Here is a 21,086-nt window from a genome sequence, read left to right on the forward strand (position 1 = left end):
TCGCCGTCCGGCAGATCACCAATCAGACCGCCCAGATCGTCGGCTTCGTCGGGGGCGGAGCGCTCCTTGCCCTCATCGATGCGCGCGTCGCGCTGTTGGTCAACGCCCTGACCTTCGCGGTGTCCGCGGGACTCCTCTGGGCACTGGTCAGGCCCCGGCCCGCGCCTGTGAGCGAGCAGGAGGATGCGGGGGAGGGCTGGACCACGAAGATCCGTGAAGGCCTGCACGTCGTGTTCGGTGATCGTGCACTTCGGACGCTAGTCATTGTCATCTGGCTGGGCGCTTGCTACATCGCTCCCGAAGGGCTCGCAGTCCCCATCGCCAGCATGTACGACGCCGGGCCGCTCGCGCTCGGGCTGCTCATGGCCTCAATCCCTGCAGGCAGCGTTCTCGGAGCCTTCGCCTCCACCCGCTGGATCTCTCCTGAGCGCCGGGAGCGTGCCATCGTCCCCTGTGCTGTCGTCGCAGGAATCCCTCTGATCTTCACCGCCCTCGCCCCGAACATCTGGGTTGCGATCCCGCTGTGGGTGGTGACCGGAGGGTTCTTCGCCGCGAGTCTGGTGCAGGCCCAGGCGAGCTTCGTACGCGCTGCTCCTGCCGCGGTTCGCGGCCGCGCGACCGGGCTCGCGGCATCAGGACTGGTCGCTGCACAGGGCGTCGGGGTTCTCGTCGGCGGCCTGGTCGCCGAGGAGCTCTCGCCCACGGTCGCCGTGTCCGTCGTCGGGGCAGGAACCGTCCTCGGGCTGCTCGTGGTCGCGATGAGCCGCGGGGGCCGCGCACTTCGTCGCGAGGCGACCGAGGACGACTCCCGATGAGGCAGGTCAGGGACTATCGCGGGCGCCGATCATTCGCGTGCTTGCTTCACCACCTCCTCGCGGATGAGCCGTGTCAAGAACCTGTTGAGCTCGATCTGCTGGTCCGGGCTCATGCCCGCGTCCGGGGCGTGGGAGATGTGCGAGACCTTGGCCTGCCGCATGGCTTCCCGCAGCTCCAGCCTTGAGTCGACCAGAGCGACAACGTCGGGCTCGTCCCGGAGGAGGTACGCGACCGGGACCTGGAAGACGCCCGCCAGGGCTTCCAGAACGCGGATCGTCGGGTTGTCCTTGACCCCGCGGCGCAGCTCCGAGAGGTGGCTCTCAGACACCTCGGCGCCGGCCTCGCGGATCAGCGCGACAGCCTGCTTGACGGTGAGCTTGCGCCCGTCCTCCGCACGGACCATCTCGAACAGATGGCTGATCTTCGCGCTCAACGTCCGCTGATGCGGAGCGTTGCCGTCCAACATCTTCTGCGCCCTCCTGATCGGCTTCGCCACCCCCGGAACGACCCTGCGAGTCCTCTGCTCCTGGATGGATGCCGGCGTCATCTCTGTTTCACCGCGACGCGGCACATGACGCTGTAGTTGGAGCCGCCAGCTGTGTCCTCAGAGATGACCTCGCCGTCGGCGATGACCCGACATCTGATCTCGTCCTCGAGCCAGTGCCGTGTCGCGTTCACCTGGACGAGAGAGGTGCCGTCCTCGGTGGGGGCAGGCAGCATGACCGTCTTTCGCCATGGCAGCGAGACATCGGGATAGTCGAACACCCCCAGGTCGTCGCTGCGCTCGCGGGTGCTGACCTCGACTGCGGTGCTCGGCCCGGTCACTTCATAGGTGACCGAGTTGGCTGACGTCTCGGCGATGGGCGTGCCACCGGAGGTCATCTTCGGTGCTGTGAGTGCCGGGATGACCAGCCAAATCAACACCACGAGCACGCAGATCGCCCCGACAGTCCACCCGGCCACATTCACGAGGCGCTGGTTCACGGTGGTGATTATCAGACGGCTTGGGACATCTGATCTGGTAATCCACCCGATCCGGCATTTGGGAGGCTCCAGTTCGCCTGGGAGCTCGCCGCCGCGCGCCGTTGTAGCCCTGACGCCCGACGCAACAATCTCTGTATGCAGCAGCCAGATCATCCCCGCTCAGTCCCCGCCGTAGGCTCCCGCTGGGGCAGGCCCGCGTCGGGGCGAGCCTGGTAGAAGGGGGCGAGCACGAGTATGGGGTCGATCCACGAGGTGATCGAGGCGCTGCGGCAGGAGCCGACGAACTCCGAGCGCGGCACCAAGTTCGAGCAGCTCATGGTGCGCTACTTCCAGCTCGACCCGCTGCTCTCCCAGCAGTACGACGAGGTGTCGCGCTGGATCGACTGGCCTGGGCGCGACGGCAAGGCAGACACCGGGATCGACCTCGTCGCCCGGGCCCGAGACACGGGCGAGTACACGGCAGTGCAGTGCAAGTTCTACGAGCCGACCACAACGCTGGCCAAGAGCGACATCGACTCGTTCTTCACCGCGTCCGGGAAGAAGCCGTTCACCAACCGCATCATCATCTCCACCACCGACAAGTGGGGGAAGAACGCCGAGGACGCCCTCGAGGACCAGACCCTGCCGGTACAGCGCATCGGACTCGCCGAGATCGCCGACTCCCCCGTCGACTGGGACATCGCCTGGCCCGCGGAAGGCCTGACGATCGAGCTGTCCGAGGCCCGACGGCACGAGCCCCGCGAGCACCAGAAGCAGGCCATCGACAGGGTCTTCGCCGGCTTCGCAGCCGGCCACGACCGCGGCAAGCTGATCATGGCGTGCGGCACCGGGAAGACCTTCACCGCGCTGAAGATCGCCGAACGCGCCGCCGCCGAGAACGGCGGCTCCGCGCGGATCCTGTTCGCGGTCCCATCCATCTCACTGCTCTCGCAGACCCTGCGCGAGTGGACTGCTCAAACCCAGCTCGACCTGCGCGCCTTCGCTGTCTGCTCCGACACCAAGGTCTCCCGCGCCGCCGAGGACATCGACACCCACGACGTCGCCATCCCGGTCACCACCAGCCCGGAGCGACTCACCCAGGAGATGGCGCACCGCAAGCGGGCCAAGGGTCTCACCGTGGTGTTCACGACCTACCAGTCCCTGCCCGTCGTGTCCGGCGCGCAGAAGCAGGGCGTGGACCCGTTCGACCTGGTCATCTGCGACGAGGCCCACCGCACGACCGGGGTCACTGTGGCCGGGGCGGACGAGTCCAACTTCGTCCGCGTCCACGACGCCGACTTCCTGCGTGCCACCCGCCGGCTCTACATGACCGCCACTCCGCGGATCTTCGACGAGAACGTGAAGGCCAAGGCAGACGAGGTCTCCGCGGAGCTTGCCTCAATGGACGATGAGGCCGTCTACGGCCCGGAGTTCCACCGGCTGTCCTTCGGCGAGGCGGTCGAGCGAGGCCTGCTCACCGACTACAAGGTCCTCGTCCTCACCGTCGACGAGGAGCTGGTCGCGGCGCCCCTGCAGGCTCAGTTCGCCGGCAGCGGCGGGGAGCTGCGTCTCGACGACGCTACAAAGATCGTCGGTTGCTGGAACGGGCTCGCGAAACGGGCCGGGCGCGCCCCCGACGGCAGCGGCTTCCCGACCGGGGCTCTCCCGATGCGTCGAGCGGTTGCCTTCGCCCAGGACATCGCTTCCTCGAAGAAGGTCGCTGAGCTGTTCCCCCGTGTCGTCGACGCCTACCGTGACTTGCTCGCCGAGTCCGAGAATGACGGCAGCGAGGTCAACACGACCAACGTCGACCTCTCCTGCGAGGTCGACCACGTCGACGGCACCTTCAACGCCCTGAAACGCAACGAGAAGCTGCGCTGGCTCAAGGCGCCTGTCCCCGAGGGCGAGTGCCGGATCCTGACCAACGCACGATGCCTGTCAGAAGGCGTCGATGTCCCAGCCCTGGACGCTGTGCTCTTCCTGCACCCGCGCTCCAGCGTCGTCGATGTGGTCCAGTCCGTCGGCCGGGTCATGCGCAAGTCCAAGGACAAGGACTACGGCTACATCATCCTTCCTGTCGCAGTCCCTGCGGGCGTCTCTCCATCCCAGGCGCTCTCGGACAATCGGCGGTTCAAGGTGGTCTGGCAGGTACTCAACGCGCTGCGTGCCCATGACGACCGCTTCAACGCCATGGTCAACTCCATCGCGCTGAACGCCACCCAGCCAGGCGCTGAGAAGGGGCAAGGAAGCGACGTCATCCTCGGAGGCCACATCGGGGCCACCAGCGATGCCACCGAGACCCTCGCAAGCCAGGATTCCACCAACGCCACGCAGGCAACAGATCCCGTAGACGCTGGGGCCCAACTCGCTACACAGATGGCGCTGTTCTCGCTCTCGGAATGGCAAGAGGCGATCTTCGCTCGGATCGTCGACAAAGTCGGCAGCCGCACCTATTGGGAAGACTGGGCCCGAGACGTCGCCGACATCGCCTCCGCCCTGATCACCCGCATCAGCGCTTTGCTCGACGGCGCCGATCACAACGTCGCGACCGGCTTCGAACAGTTCCTCCAGGGCCTGAGGGATAACCTCAACGACTCCATCACCCCGGCCGACGCAATCAGCATGCTGGCCCAGCACCTCATCACCAAGCCAGTCTTTGACGCGTTGTTCGCCAGCCACGAGTTCGCGGCCCACAACCCCGTCTCGCAGGTCATGGAGTCCATGCTCGCCCGGCTCGGGGACGCAGGCCTCGGCGCGGAGACCGCCCACCTGGAAGGCTTCTACAACTCGGTTCGGATCCGCGCAGCTGAGGTCACGAGCCTGGAAGGAAAACAACAGGTCATCGCAGATCTGTACGACAGGTTCTTCACCATCGGTTTCGCCCGACAGGCCGCTGCGCTGGGAATCGTTTACACCCCCGTCGAGATCGTCGACTTCATCCTCCGCTCAGCCGAAGATGTTCTTCGTCATCATTTTGGATACGGGCTGACAGACGAAGGGGTCCACATCCTCGACGGGTTCACGGGAACCGGGACGTTTCTCACGCGCCTCATGCAATCCGGCTTCATCCAGCCAGCAGACCTGATTCGCAAGTACAGCCATGAGCTGCACGCAAACGAAATCATGTTGCTGGCCTACTATATTGCTGCCGTCAACATTGAAACTACTTTCAGTGAGGCTGTTGCCGGAGCTGCTGGCGAGAAGCGGTCATATGAGCCGTTCCCTGGCCTGGTCCTCACAGATACATTCCAGTCCTGGGAGGAAGACGACCGCACGGACCTGAACGTCTTCCCTGAGAACAACGAGCGCCTCGATCGCCTCAAGGCCCTGGATATTCAGGTCATCGTCGGTAACCCGCCGTGGTCGGTCGGTCAAGAGTCGGCAAATGACAACAATCAGAATCAGAAGTATCCTGGCCTCGATGCAGCAATTCGCGAGACCTATGCCGAACGATCCACTGCACGTAGCCAGCGCACACTCTACGACTCCTATATTCGAGCCATCAAGTGGGCCAGTCTCCGAATAAAAGAACGCGGCATCATTGCCTATGTCACCAACGGGGGGTGGCTGGAGTCCAACACCGCCGACGGTATGCGGCTTAGTCTCGCCGACGAATTCAGTGACATCTACGTCTACAACCTGAGAGGAAATCGCCGCGCCGGCGGCGCCGAGGGACGGCCGATCTGGGAGGCCTTCGCCAGAAACCGAGGAGGATCGATCGCAACTGTCGCGATCGTCGTGCTCGTCCGCGACCCCGACCGGCCAGGCCCAGCGCGCATTCACTACAAGCAAGTCGGTGATTTCACTACGTCAGCAGAGAAGGTTGAGGAACTCAAGGCCGCCTTAAGCGTCATGTCGATGGAGCCCGAGCTCATCGTTCCCAACGCGAATGGAGACTGGGCGAACCAGCGAAACGACGAGTTCGGTCGTTGGCCTGCGCTCGGTAGCAAGACTGGCGGCCTGCGCGTGTTCTCGAACTACTCCCTCGGACTGGCTACCGGTAGAGACGCTTGGTGCTACAACTTCTCCCGGACCGAGCTCACATCCAACGTGCAGCGCACCATCGACTTCTACAACAGCCAAGCCGAGGACTTCTCGACCTGGTGTGAGGAGCACGGCGTTACGGACCGGAAGGGGTCAGTCGACGAGTTCGTCCACACCGATTCCACTAAAATCAACTGGAACCGGAACGCTAGACAGGATCTGGCTCGGGGAGTACGTTATGAGTTTGATCCTGACGCAGTCATTCTGGGATCCTATCGCCCGTTCACTCCACAGGTCACGTATTTCCATCGTGACTTGAATGCTATGCTCTACCAGTTGCCTTCAATGTTCCCGACCCGGCATCATGCGAATATCGGCATCGTGCTGACGGGGCCCGCATCCCACTACGCCTTCACGCCATTCATGACCGACTTGTTGCCGAACCTGCACATGCTGGACACTGCGCAGTTCTTCCCCCGCTGGACCTTCAAGAAGGTAGAACACGATGAGGGTGCGCTCGACCTCGACCTCGACGCGCAGACTGTTGACGAATACGGCTATGTCCGCGTCGACAACATTACTGATGAGATCCAAGGCTTGTATACGCGCGAGATCGGCCTGGTCAACAAGGACGACATCTTCTACTACATTTACGGCCTGCTGCACGCTCCCAGCTATCGCCTGACCTATGGGGCAGACCTACGAAAAATCCTGCCACGAATCCCTGTTCCCTCGTCCGTCGAGCGGTTCGATACCCTCTCTCGTGCGGGTCGAGCACTTGCCGATCTCCATGTGAACTACGAGTCAGTCGATCCCTATCCTCTTGACATCCAATTGAAGCCCGGCGTCGATCCGAATGATAGAGAAACGTGGCGACTGACGAAGCTCAAGTGGAAGAAGAAGGATGACTTCTCGGCGATAACCTACAACTCCGTAGTTACTATTGCAGGTATCCCAGCGGAGGCAGAGCGTTATCATCTGGGCCCACGAAGCGCCCTCGGCTGGATCATCGATCGCTATCAGCGGCGTAAGCCCGACAAGGCTTCGGGCATCGTCAACGATCCCAACGATTGGTGCGACGAGCACAACGACCCTCGCTCCATCGTGTCGCTCATCCAGCGGGTCACCACCGTAGCGGTGGAAACGATGAAGATCGTGGACGGGCTCGACGACCAGAACGGCTAGGTCGGTCGTCGACGTAACGTCATGACTCACCTCCGCGAATTGATCAGTGTGGGTGGGCGGAAGCGTGCCGCTCCTCAGCGGCGAGCAAGGCAGGGTGCGGCACGGCCGACCTTCAACCATGCGGCTGCGTGGGCCACGCTGGACCAGCTCGAGGGCAGCATCACTACCCTCGACCCGGCAAGGGCTCGTCTCGGCCGTCGCCAGATCGCGAAGCTGAGGCACGACGTCCAGGCACTTCTCGCAGGTCTCGAGTCCCTCGACGAGTCAGAGCGGTACAGGTCTCAGTGGGTGTGGATCGAACGCCGAGTCATGCAAGCGCAGATCGATGTCGAGGCTCTCATCGGCGCCGCTCGGGTCGCGACGCCAGCTCAGCACGAGCTGATCCCTGGAGAAGAGCCAGCTCGGCTCAGAGCTAGAGCCGAGCGGGCTGAGGCGAAGGCGGCCGCCCGGCTGCGGCAGCCCGAACCGGCGCAGGCACAGCTACCAGCAGCGCGTCGTATGGGCAACAGCGTGTGGCCCGTGAGCGGAGGTCTGCCGAGCCTGGGCCGCCGATCGTGAGTACGCCTGAGCGGCCCCAACCGAAGGCCGCGGATCAGCTCAGGCCGAGCTTCCTGCTGCAGGCGGGCCAAGCGCTGTAGCCGCCGCGATCGTCGCGTAGCTTCTCGGCGATGGCGATCTGCTGCTCACGCGAGGCTTCTGCGGCGGAAGGAGCGTAGGCGTCGCCTCCGTACGCTTTCCACGTCGAAGAATCAAATTGCAGGCCACCACTTATCTGGACATCTCCTACGCCACGACGAGGAAGCTGCAGGTCAGACGACGACGGTTCATGATCTAGTTCGCGGTCATGCGAGTGGTGAAATGCGAACCGGAGCGGCCAGGAGAGCCGACGGTGGCTGTGGTCGACGACTGCGAGGTGCCGGTGGCAGAGGTGTCGGCGTTCCTGTCGTCGTTGGCGGTGCGGGAGTACTCGCCGAACACAGTCCGGGCCTACGCCTACGACCTGATGAAGCTGCTGCAGTTCCTCGACGAGCGTGGCGAGCCGGTCAGTGGGTTCTCCCCGATGCTGGCCACGGAGTTCCTGGGCTGGCTGCGGGTTCAGTCCTCGGCCGGGCGGGCGCAGCGCAGCCAGCTCGGTTTGGTCAGCGGGGACGGGCGTCGGTTGTCGGCGCGCACCTGCAACCGGGTGCTGGCTGCGGTGTCGTCGTTCTACGAGTTCCTGATCAGCTGCGGCGGCTACACGCAGGTGGAGAACCCGATCCTGCGCGAGGCCGACCAGGCCTCGTCCCGCGTGCTGGGCCGGCATCGGCCACCGCTGTTGACCAGCGCCGATCAGCGCCCGGTCCGCCGGATCTTGCGGGTCCGCACCGTCGACACGCTGCCGCGCCCGATCCCGGACGAGACCTATCTGGCGCTGCTGGGGCAGCTGGACAAGCTGCGCGACCGGGCGCTGCTTGAGCTCATGCACGAGGGCGGCCTGCGACCGGGTGAGGTGCTGGGCTTGCATCTGGAGGACATCTCCTACGGTCGGAAACGGGTCACCGTCCGCCACCGCGACGATCACCCGCAGGGCGCACGGCAGAAGTCCCGCCGAGATCGGGTGGTGGACCTGCTCGAGGACCGGGCACTCCCGGCCTTGAACCGCTACGTGCTGCTCGAACGCCCCCCGGACGCCCAGACACCGCTGCTGTTCCTGATCGGCGGCCGAGGCGCCCGCAGAGACCACGCACTGAGCTACGACGGCCTGGTCCGGCTGTTCCAGCGGGCTGCGACCCGCGCCGGAGTGCGCGAGCCCTGGCTGACCCCACACAGCCTGCGCCACACCCACGCCACCCGGATGACCGAGCTCGGGATGCGGGAGCTGACCTTGATGCGCCGCCTCGGTCACGCCCACCCGGACTCGACCAAGGTCTACGTCCGGCTCACCGACCACCAGGTCCGAGACGACTACCGGACCGCCTTGGAGCAGGGCCCGCAGCCGGAGACGGCGCGATGAGCGCGCCAGGACGTTCGCGGTCACCGCGCACCACTGACGGCTACTCGGGTCCCTCGCACGCCTCGGTCGAGGAGTACGAGCGGTTCCTGCGCGTCGGGCTGCGCGGGTCGAAGAACTGGACACCGATGCTGCTGCAGGCCAGGGCCGAGTTCGTCGAGCACTACCCGTCGATGACGCGATGGGCCCGTCGCCCGCTGGCGGAACGCGTCGGTCCCACGATCCACGCGCGCCCCGCCCCGGCGGGCACGCTGGTCGACCCGGCAGGCGCGGCGGCGAGCTTCCGAGCGCGGCCCTACCTGTTCTATCTGTCGTTGACCGGGCGGCTGCGTCTGGACTGGCCGTGGTTGTTCGGGGCCGCGAACCTGCGGATCCTCGCGATCGCCGACGGGCTGGGTCTGCCGCTGCGCGCGCAGATGGCCGCCCTGCGCGAGCAGGAGCTCGGACGAGGTGTCTCGGTTCCCAGCGTCAACAAGAGCCTGCCCTGGGCGCTGCCTCGGCTGATCCTGCACCGCGCCGACCCCGATCTCACGACGTTGTCTCTCGCCGAGATCGACGAGCTGCGCACGACCATCCGCACCGTTGCCTCGCTGCCCGAGATCGAGCAGCTCGACCTGAAGGTCCAGATGCGGTCCGGGTTCCCGATGGCCTGGCACAGCAGCGTCACCCAGACCGGGGTCGCGCTGTTCCACGCCGGGTTCATCGAAGCCCTGCCACTGCGCAAGCAACCCCGCCCGCTGGCCGCGATCAGCACCGTCTCGGCGGTCGAGGAGGCGATGCAGCGCTACCTGCGCGAGCTCGCCGTCCGACGCGCGCCCGGCACCGTCACCCAGGCCCGCTCGGGCCTGCTGCGCCTGGCGGCCTGGCACGCTGAGACCCGGCCCGAGCAGACCACCCTGGCCGGGCTCGACCGGCCCGCCCTGCTGGAGTTCCTGGCCTGGCTGCCCCACCAGCGCAAGTGGAAGCACCCCGACCAGCCGCTCTCGGCGGTCTACCGCGATCACGTCATCGGCCACGTCGCCCGGTTCTTCCGCCACGCCGCGATCAACGAGTGGCCGCACATGCCCACCAGACCCCCGCTGACCAGCTCCGACGTTCCTCGCGGGATCGAGCGCGTCCCACGGTTCATCCCGGCCGAGCAACTCGACCCGCTCATGGACGGCATCCGCGCCCTGGCTGACCCACTGCAGCGCACCGCCCTGCTGGTCGCCCGCTGGAGCGGCGCCCGCAGCGGGGAGATCCGCAAGCTCGACCTGGACTGCCTCGACACCTACCCCGACAGCACCCACCGCCTGCGCCTCGCCGCGGGCAAATCCGCCAAGGAACGGGTCGTCCCGATCCACCCCGAGGCCGCCGAGGCCGTCCGCGACCTCATCACCCGTCGCCGCGCCCAGACCGACCAGCCGCTGTTCGACCAGCGACTCGGCCGGACGGTTCGCTACCTGTTCTTGCGCAACGGGCGCCTGGCCAGCCCGGACTACCTGTTCAAAGCCGGCCTGACCGAGGTCTGCCGCGCGCTGGGCCTGGTCGACGACGACGGCAAGGCGTTGGTCCACCCGCACCGCTTCCGGCACACCATGGGCACCCAGCTCGGCGAACGCGGCGCGAAGATCCAGACCATCATGAAGGTCCTCGGGCACCGCTCCGCGGGTATGTCGATGACCTACACCAGCCTGTCCGACCCCGTCGTCCTCGCCGACTACCAGGCCGTCCTCGCCCCCGGCGCAATCCTGGCCGGGCCGCAGGCCGAGGCCATCCGCAACGGCGACCTCACCACAGAGGCCGTCAACTGGCTGTCGACGAACTTCTTCAAGACCGAGCTCGAGCTCGGCCGCTGCCTGCGCCTGCCCCAGGAAGGGCCATGCGAGTGCGACCTCTACCTGACCTGCTCGAAGTTCGTCACCACCCCCGACTACACCCCGAGACTCCGCATCCGGCTCGACACCGAACAGCAGCTCGTCTGCGACGCAGAAGCACGTGGATGGGATCGTGAGGCCGAACGGCACCGACGAACAGCAAGTCGCGTCCAAACGCTGCTCGATGAACTCGAGGGCACCCGCCCTGCTCAGGCTGAGTGACATCGGCCCGGGGGAGCGGGTCATCTCGACCACCAGCTTGCAAGGGCGCTCAAGCTGGCCCACCAGCTGCTCGGGAGAGCCGCCGGCTCCCCTGGGCCGCAGTGATCTGCATCACTGCCGACCTCAGCTGTTCGGATAACGCCGCTGTATCCGTTTCCGCTATTGATGGCCCAGTTCCCATTACTCTCGCACTTCGCCAATTGTTCCCAGACCGCTCCGTCGGTTGTCGCAGTCGGAGCCTGGTCCGGGGCCGTCTCGTCATTGCCACTGGGCGTCGCCTGAGGGACGCCGTCGCTCTCCCGCTCGCTGCTGTCCTGGGGGGAGGCGTCGGCGGATGGAGAGCTCTCGGGATCCGTCTCAGAGGACGTGGGCTCGGCCTCCCTGCCGCCGGTGGACGCGGATGAAGGGCTCGCCGCGGCGCTCTTAGCCTCGCCAGATCCGCCCCCGCCACCTTCGCCAGTTCTCAAAGACGAACTGCTGTCGCTCGAGGGGTCGTTCTGCGGCTTGGAGACACCCCCGCCGGGGCTCGAACTGGTGGCGGATCCTGTCGAGCCGCTGCTCCCGGAGCCCCCGTCACGGTCTGCTGCGCCTCCGGGCTCGGAACCGGCGAACCCGGCTGAACCGAGGGCTTGGGATAGCTGCTGTGCGACCGGATCGTCGGGTGCGGCCGCGAGCTCATTGGCCAGCTGGCCGATCTCGACGTCGAGATCGCCACTCGCCCCTCCGGGGACCGCCGAGCTAGCAGGGCCTGTGGAACGGCCTGGCGAGAGCGACCTCGGAGCGGACGACGTTCCCGAGCTGGCCGCGCCCGCTCCGCTCGTAGTCGACGCCGGGTCAGAGTCGGCGCTGCTCGGCTCGGCGCTCTCATCGAGCCCGCTCCCGCGCAGCCGCTGAGCGAGTGCCTGCGCGTCGGGGTCGTCCACCCGAGCGCTCAGCTCGTCGGTCAACGCTTGCAGATCCTTGCTCCACGCTTCGTCCGAGGCCGAGGTACTCCTGCCCCCGGACGCGGAGTCATCGCCTTCCTCCTGACTCGCAGTCCCGTCCGTCGCTTCACCCGATGCCGAGGAGGCGGAGGGCGACGTCCCGACAGAGGAACCGGCCTCGGTTGTCTCGGACGATGGCCCGCCAGTTGGGGCTCTGTCGTCCGGGAGGTCTGCTGACGTGCCGCCGTTCGACGAACCATCGCGGTCCTCAGACTGCGAGGCCTCGTCATCCTCTAGCGACCCCCGAGCGCCCTGTACTGGTCCCTGGCCGCATACCTGGACGGGCCCATCTCCACTCTGAGACGCCGCGGCTTCAGTTGCGCCCGCGAGGACGGCGCTCATCGCGCTCATGGGTGTGGCCCCTGCCTGAGTGCCCGAGACGGGCGCCGTAGCCGCCATGGCGGGCAGCGAGGCGTTCGAAACTGCAGCGTGGGACGGGGAGTCTCGCTCGACTACGGCTTGTGCGTCCGACGGGCCGCGAAGGTCAGCGGGGGTTGGAGAGAACCCAGCGCTCGCGAGGACGACCGCTGCTTCTTGCGCGACTGGAGACTGCTGCGCCAGCAGCGAGTCGGCGACGTCGTGGGCCTGCTGACGCCAACCCGATGCGACGGCAGGCGTGACTCCCATGCCGCGGAGTTGCTCGGCGAGCGCAGCAGCCCGAGGGTCGTCCGAAGAGATCAGGGTGGTCAGCAGCGCCCGCGTCTGCGCAACGAGCTCTTGCGCCTGCGCGAGCACCTGAGGATCGAGTGACCCGTCAGGGCCTGTCGGGTCGGCGGTCTGAACGCCGGACCCGCTCTTCGTGGACTGGGTGCAGGTCGCACCGTCGGTGAGCGTGGGTTCGGCCCAGGCAGCGCCAGCTGCGGGCCCGGCTGTCAGCGCAGCGGCGATGAGCAGGACCGTGCCTGCTCTCCGGGGGGTTGACATGGAGTCATCTCCTGACGACGTGAGTCCGAGGGAAGGCGAGGGGCGCGGCTGTCAGCCGTCCGAGCCGGAGCGATCACCGGACTGGTCGCCTTCGCCACCGTCCTGACCGTCGTCAGCGTTGCCGCCGGAGCGGCCACCACCGGTGTCCTGCCCTGCCCTGGATCCGTTCTGGCTGCTACCAGCACCCCCGACGCCGACGCCGACGCCGACGTCGATGCCTGTGCCGCCTGTGTCGTCGAGGGAGTACTGGCGGACCCAGTCGACATGCATCTGGGTCTCCTGTTGCGGGTTGCCGAAGTTGTCGAGCTGGATGGTCAGGTGCTGAGGTCCGGGCGGGAGGATCGAGGTGTCGGTGGTGCTCCACCACTCCTCGCCATCGACGAAGTAAGTCGCGCCCTGCGGGGTCCACTCCACGGCAAAGGCGTGCCACTGGGTGGCGTCGATGTCGACCGACGCGTGCTCTTGCTGGTTGTCCGCGCCGTAGTGGAAGAAGCCTTCGACGGTCTGGCGGGTCGGGTCTGAGATCTCCATGAAGTCGGTCTCGCCGCCCTCGGGCCAGTTCTCCGCATCCGGCCAGAGCAGGAACAGCGAGTGCAGGTCGGGGTCGCCGGGTGGGGACTGCGCGCAGCCCTCCCAACGTCCGTACATCTGGCCGGGGTTCCAGGCCATGCCGCCGCTCTGACCGTCCGGGGTCCCGGTGATGGTCAAGATCCCGTCAGCGGTGGTGATCGCGGCGGGCGAGCGGGTCCCGTTGCCAGCGTGTCCGGCGCCGTCGTAGATGCCCCAGCCGTCGACGCCGCCCTCGAAGTCGTCCTCCCGGTTCGGTGTTCCCCAACCCAGGGCGTCGGCAGCTGTGGTCGGGCAGTTTCCGTTCGCACCGGCGCCGGTCGCGCCTGTCCCCCCGCCCGCCCCGGCCCCACCAGAACCCGGCCGGGGCGAGCCACCGCCTGAACCCACCGACGAGCCCGAAGACCCTGTTCCCTGCCGACCCGAGCTCCCGTCGCCGGATCCACCGCCGCCGGCTCCGGCAGCTGTGCCATCGGTGCAGGAAGAGGGAAGGAAGTCCGCGGCACCCACACCGGCGTCCTCAAGGATGTTGCGTAGCTCGACCGCGCGAGCCGTCGCCTCGAGACGGACCTCTTGGTAGAGGACCCTCGCGGTCAACCTCCAGCTGCATGAGGCGTCGTCGATCGGGGCGGCCGCGGGAAGCAGAGTGCTCCCCACGGCCAGCGCAGACGCGACCGCCATCAGACCCACGCCCATTCCGTCAGCCGAGCTCTCGGCCGTGAGTCAGGTCGTTGATGTCCTTGAACTGACTCGCGACCAGGCCGGCGAGATGAAGGGCGGCGTCTCGCGTACGCGGGCGGAGCTCGTCGAGGTGGATCTGCTGGCCCTTCGCCAGGTGCGGGTCGGGTGGGATCTCGACGACGTCGCGGCAGCGACTCTTGAAGTGCTGTCGCAGAGCGCCGAGGTTGATGTCCCGAGACACGCGGTCGCACGAGAGGACCACGATCGCGCGCTCGACCAGATCCCGATGCCCGTTGCGCTCCAGCCAGTCCAAGGTCCGGCTGGCCAGGCTGGCGCCGTCCGCAGTGGGCGCACCCGTGACGATGATGCTGTGGGTCTCTGCGAGGGCACCCTGCATGGCCGAGTGGACTAGCCCGGTCCCGGTGTCGGTGATGATGACCTCGCAGAAGCGGCGCAGCACGCCGATCACCCGGTGGTACTCCGCGGCGGTGAACGCCTCGCTCAGCAGCGGATCCTGCTCCGACGCCAGCACCTGCAGCCTGCCCGCTCGCTCGGTCACACGAGCCAGATCAGTCGAGTACTCGATCCGGTCAGCGTTGGCCAACAGGTCTCGGACATTGCGGATCGGCTGGACCCCGAGCAGCCGCTCGGCGAGGGTGCCTGCATCAGGGTTGGCATCGAGGGCGATCACGTGGTCACCGCGGTACTCGGCGAGCGCGAGACCGAGCAGTGCAGCCGTGGTCGTCTTGCCGATCCCGCCCTTCATCGAGGTCACGGTCACTACATGGCGCCCGGGAAGCAGCGTCCGGATCTGACTGACCCGCTCGAGGTACTGCTCCTCGGCCCTGGAGGGGCCGGGGTTCCATCGCCCGGCCGTCAACGCGTAGACCGCGGCTCGCCAGCCCGTTGCGGGGCGAGCGCTACGGCGGGTCACGATCGAGTCGAACGAGAGGCTCGTTGCGGGCGTCTCGACGTGGCTGTGGTCGGCCTGTAGGGCCGGGCTCTGCGGCGGCGAGGCCTGGTCGCGGTCGCGGTCGAGGTCGCGGTCGCGGTCGTGCAGGGGCTCCTCGTGCGGCCGACCCGCAGGCGGACGCCAGGGCTCGGCGGTAGGCGGAGCCTGCTCCTGCTGCTTCGGCTCGGTCATCGTTGCTGGCTCCTCGGCGCGACGGGGGCCCGGGCTGGGGACGTGTCCTGCGGTCTGCGGGGCGATCTCCTTCATCCAGGGCATGTCTCGGGGGTCCAGGCTCGGCCAGTCCAGCGATGTCGAGAGATCCGTGTCGTCGAACGTGGCGCTGTCGGTGCGCTTCGCGGGCGGCGAGGCAACGTCAGTCGCGGCGGGGGAAGGACGCCGAGGCGGGCTCGACGCTGGGGGTGCGCTGCTCGGCTGGTCGTCCCACCCGCGCTGAAGCGGGCGGGGTGTCGGCTTGTCCTGCGGCTCGCTCAAAGGTCCACCTCGGCTTCGTCGTAGTCGGTGTCGGAGATCGGGGCGAGGTCGACGACGAGCTCGCCTGAGTCGTGGCGGCGGATCGGGATGGCCAGGCGCATCCAGACCGAGGGGCCCGATCGCCATCCCGGGGCCTCCGGGGCCGGTGCAGACGAACAACGTGCGCCAGCAGGCAGCTCGCTCGGGACCTCGGCGCTTGCTTCCTCGTCCAGGCGTTCGTAGGGCGTCACCCGCACACGTACATCGACCGACAGCCAGTGCCCCTCGCGCACGGTCTCGCCTGCGGCGGCGAAGTCTGCACGCTGTCGACCGGATCCCGACCAGCCCAGGGTCGAGTCGACGTGGCCGGGCAGGTAGTGACGCAGTGCCTCTGATCTGCGGCTGGGCAGGGTTTCGTCCCAGGAGAGATAGTCCAGGGCGAAGCACTCGGCGAGCTGCGCGGCCTCATCCGGATCGATGGGGCGGAGCGCACGAAGAGGCCGATCCACGGTGGTGCGCCTGCGCCCGTTTCGAGGGCTGTCGGACGGCCGACTCGCGGTCAGAACCGGTCCTGCCGGGGTGGCATCTCGCATGACGAGCTGGGTCGACCTCTTGGACGTGGCCTGAACCGCCGCAGAGTCTGGGACCCAAAGGTCATCCCCGCTGGCCGACGAAGCTTCAAGGTCGACCCACTGCCCCCGGGGAAGCAGCGTGGGCTGCTGAACTCCGTAGCCGCTGACATCGTGGGTCAGCAGCCGCTGTTGATCGGACTCTCTGTACAGACTTTCTGGTTCCGTATCCGTACCCTTGGAGTGGAGTCCGAGTGTCTCGATCGCTGTCGCCCGGGTCCGTACATCGGGACTGGCCGTCGGCGTCTGCGCAGCGGTAGATGCGGACTGCGGAGCGTCGTGGGAATCCTGCCACCACGGAGGCGGCGCACCGTGGTTCCCCTCTGTGGTGCCGTTGGAGCCTCTACCCTCACTGCGTCGCCGCATGGGAACCCCCTGTGCCTGAGGGGCCAATGCTGGTGAAGCACGTTGCGACCGGATCGCGGCGGACTCCGGTAGGGGGCGCGTGGCCACCGCGGCGATGCGAAGTGATCGGGAGTCCGGCCCGCGGCATCCGATCCTCCTTCGGGGCGTAGTGGACGGCTGAGTCGTGATCAAGCGAGTACGACTGTACCGATAGATAATGAAAGAAGCTATACAGGAGGGCGGGCGGGACGTGCTCAGCGCCGATCGCTGAGTAGGGTGCTTCTGCGGGGAAGGGCAAACGATGACGGCGACAACCGAGACGGCAGGTGACCTGGTGGCCACGCGCGAGAGCGAGGCGAGCGCGCAGCGACGTCGGGCCGACAGGCGGGGGAACATTCCCGAGCGCCTCAACTACCTGTTCGACTCAGTCCACGCCGCGGGGGACAAGCCGTACAGCGCGGCGGAGGTCGCCCGCTGGATCAGCGAGCACGGTGGCTCGATCTCCTCGGTCTACATCCTCAAGATCCGCAACGGAGAGCGCCTCGAGCCCAACCAGCGCTTCCTCCGCGACATCGCTCGCTTCTTCTGCGTGCCCCCGACCTTCTTCATCGAGGACGACCCGGCGGAGATCGACGGGGAAGCACTCAACGCTCAGATCCTGCTCCGCGACGACCTCGTTCAGTCGATGATGCGACGTGCCGCCCGGCTGTCCCGAGGCCAGCAGGAAGCGCTCAGCGGCATCATCGACAGCCTGCTCCGGGCAGAGGGCAAGGAGCCCGGCGACAGCTGATCGCTGGTTGAAGGCCGGTAGAACTGGCCCCTCCCAGCGGTCACGGGCCGGAAGCAGCGTCAGCGGGAACAAGCTGGCGTGGGCTCCTGGCCGTGGCGGAGGCGCCACCACCAAGTCGGCGTGGGCCGGCGCATCGGCGCGACGACCGTGACGTCCGCCCACCAGCCGTCGCTGAAGGCCTTTCTGCGTCGAGACCTCCACTCGGTGGCGATCAGGCGAAGCTCTACCAGGTCGTGGGCGACGGCGAGCTTCCCCAAGGCATCGTCGAGCCAGTGCAGTAGGTCCTCCCGCTCGTCGGTCTCGTCGAGCCCGAGCGCGTGCTCCTGATGAAGAACCGCGGCATCAGAGCGCAGACGCCACCGCAGTTCGGTCTGGTCAGCGAGCGGAGCATCCGGCCGCCCTCTTGCTGCCCGGTTTCGCCGACAACGTGCACGGATGGCGGCCGACGTCGGTGGTTCATCCCTCCACATCCGGGTCATCGGTACTCCTCGCCTACGTCGCCCCCGCAGATCTGCTGGTGAGGTGAGCGAGCTCCCCACATTCCGGAGAGCCTGCGCGACAAGCGGCGGTAGCACTCCTCGGTGTCCGGCCTTAGTTCGACTATGGCGCAGCCGGCTCCCGCCGCCTGCAGCTCCTCGAAGAGCGCGGCGGTGTCGTCGGTCCACGCGAGGTCGAGCAGACCGTGCAACCTGGCGAAGGCGGCGATGAGATCAGCAGTAGTCGACGGCCGGGCCCAGGACACGGAGGCGATCTCCGCAAGCAGGCTCTCGACCCGTGGCGCCCCGCGGAGGTGGGCCAGCCCGAGGGCCTGCACGAGGTGCCCGAGGAGCTGAAGGTCGGATGTCAGCACCTCGACGAAGACGACGGGCGGAAGTGCTCTACTGCGGTGGTCGAGGAGTCGCGGCCCTCGAGTCGTCTGAGTGGGAACCAGCGCACCGGCGAGGCGGTTGAGTGCCCTGAGCCCCGAGCCGTCGACGAGGAGTGCGGACAGCGGCACCTGGCCATCTGCCGGGTCTGTCCCCTCGAGTGCGAGGAGGACTTCGACGAGGTCGCTGAGCGCTGCGATGAATCCGTCGCCTATCAGGGGAACAGCGACTACGCGGTTCTCCGCACTGCCGATCACAGGTGATCCTTTCGTCGTGACGTCAAGGAGTCGGAACCCCGGCGCGCACAGCCCCGATGAACTCGCGCTTCCAGTAGGGGGCGTTCCAGATGTCATCAGCGACCTTCACGACGTCGCCGGTCTCAGGGGCGTGCACCATCCGGCCATCCCCCAGGTAGAGCCCGACGTGGTGGATCCCGTTGGGACGGCCATTCGAGCTGAACAGCACCATGTCGCCAGGCTGGATCTGCGCGGGATCAGTGATGGCGGGCTGGAACGCAGCCCAGATGGCCTGGGTCTGATGCGGAACGCCAACACCGATCCCCGCGAAGGCGTAGACCATCAACCCGGAGCAGTCGAAGCCACCCATCGTGGGGCCGTCAGCATTGCCGCCGGCCCAGACGTACGGCTGTCCCTGCTGGCCCATCGCGCGGTCGATCACGATCTGAGCCTGAGGGTTGGGCGCCAGCACGCCGCTTCCGGGGGCTCCGGTACAGACGACTCCCGCGGCGGAACCGACGACGGCGTTCGCCGGCTCCTCCCACCGTGCGTACGCATCAGGGAGCGCGCTGACCTGCACAGACTGCGCCGCCTCCGTGAGCGGCATCGACTCCCACCCAGGGGTGGCGAGTAATCGCTCGTAGAAGAGCCGAGCGGAGGTCCTCGGATCCATGCGCTCCTGCACCGTCCCCCAGGAAGCACGCTGCTGGAACAGACCCACTGAGTCGTGATCACTGCCGACCCGCTCGTGACGAACGACCATCGACTCCGGGACAGTGGAGTTGGCGTAGATCGACAGGCTCGCCTCCTGCATCGAGGTGGCCACCGCGATCACCTGAGCTCGCGGTGGGGCTCCCACCTCGGCCCCGGCAGCAACGATCGCCGCGGCGTTCGCGAGCTGCGCCGCGGTGAAACCAGCGACACCCGTGGCCGGATCTCCGCCGGGCGGGGCACAGATGACGCCGGGCATCCCCGGCGCAGCATTGGCCTCCTCAGCGCTCCCGACCAGCACAAGCAGCATCACGAGCGCCGCGCCGAACGCAACACAGCCACCCCCGACAGCCAGCCCTGCTCTATGCACACGACAGAGTATAGATTGATGTTATGGCAATCCGTACACTGCTGTAGCAGCAACGGCTAGCATGAGCGTACTAGGGAGGTTCGGTGGCAGGTCATCGCAGCGAGCTGCGCCTGCTGCGACACGCCCTTGTGACGAGTGCTCGCTACCCCGTCTTCCCGGTCACGCCACGAGGGAAGACTCCTGCACTCGAGGGCTGGCAAGAGCGGGCAACGCAGGATCCGCAGCTCATCAGGTCCTGGTTCGAGGCCCGCCCGTACAACATCGGCATCGTCACGGGCAGGCCGGACCTATTCGTCGTCGATCTGGACTCGGCCCGAGGTGACACCTCGCCCCCAGGTGACGAGCCGGTAGTCGGCGGGTGGGATGTTCTGGCGCGGCTGGCGCGTCGTTCTGGACACACCTTCCCCGGAGAGACTCATACTGTTGGTACGCCTACAGGCGGCCTGCATCTGTACTTCTCCCTTCCCGAAGGACTGGTCCTGCCGAACAGCAGCGGCCGATTGGGTTTCAAGATCGACACCCGCGGTCGGGGCGGCTACATCGTCGGGGCGGGCTCTGTGCGTCCTGAAGGGCTCTACCGCGTCATCCGACGAGGCCCCGTGGCAGTGCTGCCGGACTGGATCGTCGACGCCTTAACTCCACGTCCACACCCGGACCCCGCGGCCGTACCGACCGGTTTGAGCCGCACTCGGATCGCAGGCTACGTCGCGACGCCGCTGCGGGAGGAATGCGAAGCCGTCGCCGCGGCGACGCCCGGGCAGCGCCACCACGCCCTGCTTCGCGCCGCCCGCATCCTCGGGGAGTTCGTCGGCGCGCAGATGCTCGACCACGAGACAGCCAGAGGCGCGCTGCTCGCCGCCTGTCGCGCTCACATCGGAGTAGACGGCTTCACCGCACACGAAGCCGAGCGGGCGATCAGCGACGGAATCGCCTATGGCTCAAGACGTCCCCGCACACCCGGAGGTCGATGATGGACACCCCTAGCCCGCCCTGCGGAACTGCGGACGCCGCCCGCCGCAGCGACCAGCCTGTAGAAGAAACACCTTCGCGACAACGGCGCGTCGCCCCCGTTGTAGCTGTAACAGGTGCCAGGATCCCGCCCATGTCCGCGAGACGGCCGTACAAGAGCAGGCCCGGGAGGTACAAGGGCGAGCGCAAGCTCGTCGGCGCCCGGGTGTGGACGGAGATCGTCGAGCAGGTGGACGAGCAGCTAGGGGTCGTGGAACGCACCCAGAACGACTGGCTGGCTGCCGCCATCCTCGTTGCGCTCGACAACCCCGACGAGGTGAAGCGCGCGCTCGCGCGCATCGATGAGCGCGACCCACGTCCGCGGGCAGCCAAGCAGCTCAGCCTCGCCGAGGAGGTCCTCGACCGCACCGCTTAACGCCCACACGCAGCACAACTGCAAATCTGGGCTGAGTGCAGCAAGACCCCTAGAAACGTTAGGGCCCGTCCCTCCGGCCAAGAGGAACGGGCCCACGTAACGGGGGCGCGGAGTTCGCAGCTCCGGCACCCAGCCCCTCCCCGAAGGGAGGCGCACACGCT

General features: G+C 67.1%; 16 protein-coding genes and 1 pseudogene. 7 read left to right on the forward strand and 10 right to left on the reverse strand.

From position 1 onward, the window contains the following. A partial coding sequence (locus L3X23_RS00005; protein ID WP_237189967.1) for an MFS transporter occupies window positions 1–815 on the forward strand: 815 nt, incomplete at its 5' end. Window positions 816–844: 29 nt separating this feature from the next. On the opposite strand, the gene L3X23_RS00010 is transcribed toward L3X23_RS00005, so the two are convergent. Together L3X23_RS00010 and L3X23_RS00015 are read right to left on the reverse strand one after the other, a co-directional pair. Beyond that, window positions 845–1,312: a helix-turn-helix domain-containing protein gene (locus tag L3X23_RS00010; protein ID WP_237189968.1), complete on the reverse strand. Its 468-nt coding sequence runs from the start codon at window positions 1,310–1,312 to the stop codon at window positions 845–847. Between the two features lie 47 nt (window positions 1,313–1,359). After that, window positions 1,360–1,800, reverse strand: coding sequence for an MmpS family transport accessory protein (locus L3X23_RS00015; protein WP_237189969.1), 441 nt, complete (start codon window positions 1,798–1,800; stop codon window positions 1,360–1,362). A 252-nt stretch (window positions 1,801–2,052) separates the two neighbouring features. Here L3X23_RS00015 and L3X23_RS00020 point away from each other — a divergent pair, with 252 nt between their 5' ends. Next, entirely contained in the window at window positions 2,053–6,948 is a 4,896-nt protein-coding gene (locus L3X23_RS00020) for a DEAD/DEAH box helicase (RefSeq protein WP_237189970.1), read from the forward strand. 592 nt (window positions 6,949–7,540) lie between these two features. Here the strand turns inward: L3X23_RS00020 and L3X23_RS34995 are convergent. Then, window positions 7,541–7,714 (reverse strand): annotated as a pseudogene (locus tag L3X23_RS34995) (transglycosylase family protein); the annotation flags it as partial. Window positions 7,715–7,837: 123 nt separating this feature from the next. On the opposite strand from L3X23_RS34995, the gene L3X23_RS00030 reads away from it, so the two are divergent. Next, window positions 7,838–8,941 (forward strand): tyrosine-type recombinase/integrase, encoded by a 1,104-nt coding sequence (locus L3X23_RS00030; RefSeq protein WP_237189971.1) that lies wholly within the window; start codon window positions 7,838–7,840, stop codon window positions 8,939–8,941. Next, the gene (locus tag L3X23_RS00035; RefSeq protein ID WP_237189972.1) at window positions 8,938–11,016 is read left to right on the forward strand and encodes a site-specific integrase; all 2,079 of its coding nucleotides are present in this window, start codon (window positions 8,938–8,940) and stop codon (window positions 11,014–11,016) included. The genes L3X23_RS00030 and L3X23_RS00035 overlap by 4 nt, the downstream gene beginning before the upstream one ends. A 20-nt stretch (window positions 11,017–11,036) precedes the next feature. On the opposite strand, the gene L3X23_RS35000 is transcribed toward L3X23_RS00035, so the two are convergent. The 4 genes from L3X23_RS35000 to L3X23_RS00050 form a co-directional block, all read right to left on the reverse strand. Continuing rightward, window positions 11,037–12,923, reverse strand: a complete 1,887-nt coding sequence (locus L3X23_RS35000) for a transglycosylase family protein (RefSeq protein WP_308116846.1) — start codon at window positions 12,921–12,923, stop codon at window positions 11,037–11,039. Window positions 12,924–12,974: 51 nt separating this feature from the next. After that, window positions 12,975–14,186, reverse strand: coding sequence for a glycoside hydrolase family 16 protein (locus L3X23_RS00040; RefSeq protein WP_237189973.1), 1,212 nt, complete (start codon window positions 14,184–14,186; stop codon window positions 12,975–12,977). Window positions 14,187–14,190: 4 nt separating this feature from the next. Beyond that, window positions 14,191–15,315 (reverse strand): MinD/ParA family protein, encoded by a 1,125-nt coding sequence (locus L3X23_RS00045; protein ID WP_237189974.1) that lies wholly within the window; start codon window positions 15,313–15,315, stop codon window positions 14,191–14,193. Window positions 15,316–15,611: 296 nt separating this feature from the next. Further along, a complete protein-coding gene (locus tag L3X23_RS00050; protein WP_237189975.1) occupies window positions 15,612–16,187 on the reverse strand; it encodes a hypothetical protein in 576 nt (191 codons plus the stop codon). Window positions 16,188–16,902: 715 nt separating this feature from the next. On the opposite strand from L3X23_RS00050, the gene L3X23_RS00055 reads away from it, so the two are divergent. After that, window positions 16,903–17,358: a hypothetical protein gene (locus L3X23_RS00055; RefSeq protein ID WP_237189976.1), complete on the forward strand. Its 456-nt coding sequence runs from the start codon at window positions 16,903–16,905 to the stop codon at window positions 17,356–17,358. A gap of 59 nt (window positions 17,359–17,417) precedes the next feature. Here L3X23_RS00055 and L3X23_RS00060 read toward each other — a convergent pair whose 3' ends face one another. The 3 genes from L3X23_RS00060 to L3X23_RS00070 are packed head-to-tail and all read right to left on the reverse strand — an operon-like array spanning window position 17,418 to window position 19,481. Then, window positions 17,418–17,837, reverse strand: a complete 420-nt coding sequence (locus tag L3X23_RS00060; protein ID WP_237189977.1) for a hypothetical protein — start codon at window positions 17,835–17,837, stop codon at window positions 17,418–17,420. Further along, a complete protein-coding gene (locus L3X23_RS00065; RefSeq protein ID WP_237189978.1) occupies window positions 17,834–18,481 on the reverse strand; it encodes a hypothetical protein in 648 nt (215 codons plus the stop codon). The genes L3X23_RS00060 and L3X23_RS00065 overlap by 4 nt, the downstream gene beginning before the upstream one ends. Window positions 18,482–18,503: 22 nt before the next feature. Further along, window positions 18,504–19,481 carry a C40 family peptidase gene (locus L3X23_RS00070; RefSeq protein ID WP_237189979.1) on the reverse strand — a complete coding sequence of 326 codons (978 nt, stop codon included), beginning with the start codon at window positions 19,479–19,481 and terminating at the stop codon, window positions 18,504–18,506. A gap of 143 nt (window positions 19,482–19,624) precedes the next feature. Here L3X23_RS00070 and L3X23_RS00075 point away from each other — a divergent pair, with 143 nt between their 5' ends. Beyond that, window positions 19,625–20,512, forward strand: a complete 888-nt coding sequence (locus tag L3X23_RS00075; protein WP_237189980.1) for a bifunctional DNA primase/polymerase — start codon at window positions 19,625–19,627, stop codon at window positions 20,510–20,512. Window positions 20,513–20,643: 131 nt separating this feature from the next. Beyond that, window positions 20,644–20,925, forward strand: coding sequence for a hypothetical protein (locus L3X23_RS00080; RefSeq protein ID WP_237189981.1), 282 nt, complete (start codon window positions 20,644–20,646; stop codon window positions 20,923–20,925). Window positions 20,926–21,086 lie beyond the last annotated feature (161 nt).

Origin of the sequence: Pseudonocardia sp. WMMC193, assembly GCF_021728735.1 — a bacterium.
In the GTDB taxonomy this organism is placed as follows: domain Bacteria; phylum Actinomycetota; class Actinomycetes; order Mycobacteriales; family Pseudonocardiaceae; genus Pseudonocardia; species Pseudonocardia oroxyli.

What these genes read in the sequence shown, in the direction of transcription:
- L3X23_RS00035 (WP_237189972.1), top strand. Translation starts at nt 8,938, where the DNA reads ATGAGCGCGCCAGGACGTTCGCGGTCACCGCGCACCACTGACGGCTAC.
- L3X23_RS00045 (WP_237189974.1), bottom strand. Translation starts at nt 15,315, where the DNA reads ATGACCGAGCCGAAGCAGCAGGAGCAGGCTCCGCCTACCGCCGAGCCC.
- L3X23_RS00080 (WP_237189981.1), top strand. Translation starts at nt 20,644, where the DNA reads ATGTCCGCGAGACGGCCGTACAAGAGCAGGCCCGGGAGGTACAAGGGC.
- L3X23_RS00060 (WP_237189977.1), bottom strand. Translation starts at nt 17,837, where the DNA reads ATGACCCGGATGTGGAGGGATGAACCACCGACGTCGGCCGCCATCCGT.
- L3X23_RS00040 (WP_237189973.1), bottom strand. Translation starts at nt 14,186, where the DNA reads ATGGGCGTGGGTCTGATGGCGGTCGCGTCTGCGCTGGCCGTGGGGAGC.
- L3X23_RS00050 (WP_237189975.1), bottom strand. Translation starts at nt 16,187, where the DNA reads ATGCGAGATGCCACCCCGGCAGGACCGGTTCTGACCGCGAGTCGGCCG.
- L3X23_RS00070 (WP_237189979.1), bottom strand. Translation starts at nt 19,481, where the DNA reads ATGCTGCTTGTGCTGGTCGGGAGCGCTGAGGAGGCCAATGCTGCGCCG.
- L3X23_RS35000 (WP_308116846.1), bottom strand. Translation starts at nt 12,923, where the DNA reads ATGTCAACCCCCCGGAGAGCAGGCACGGTCCTGCTCATCGCCGCTGCG.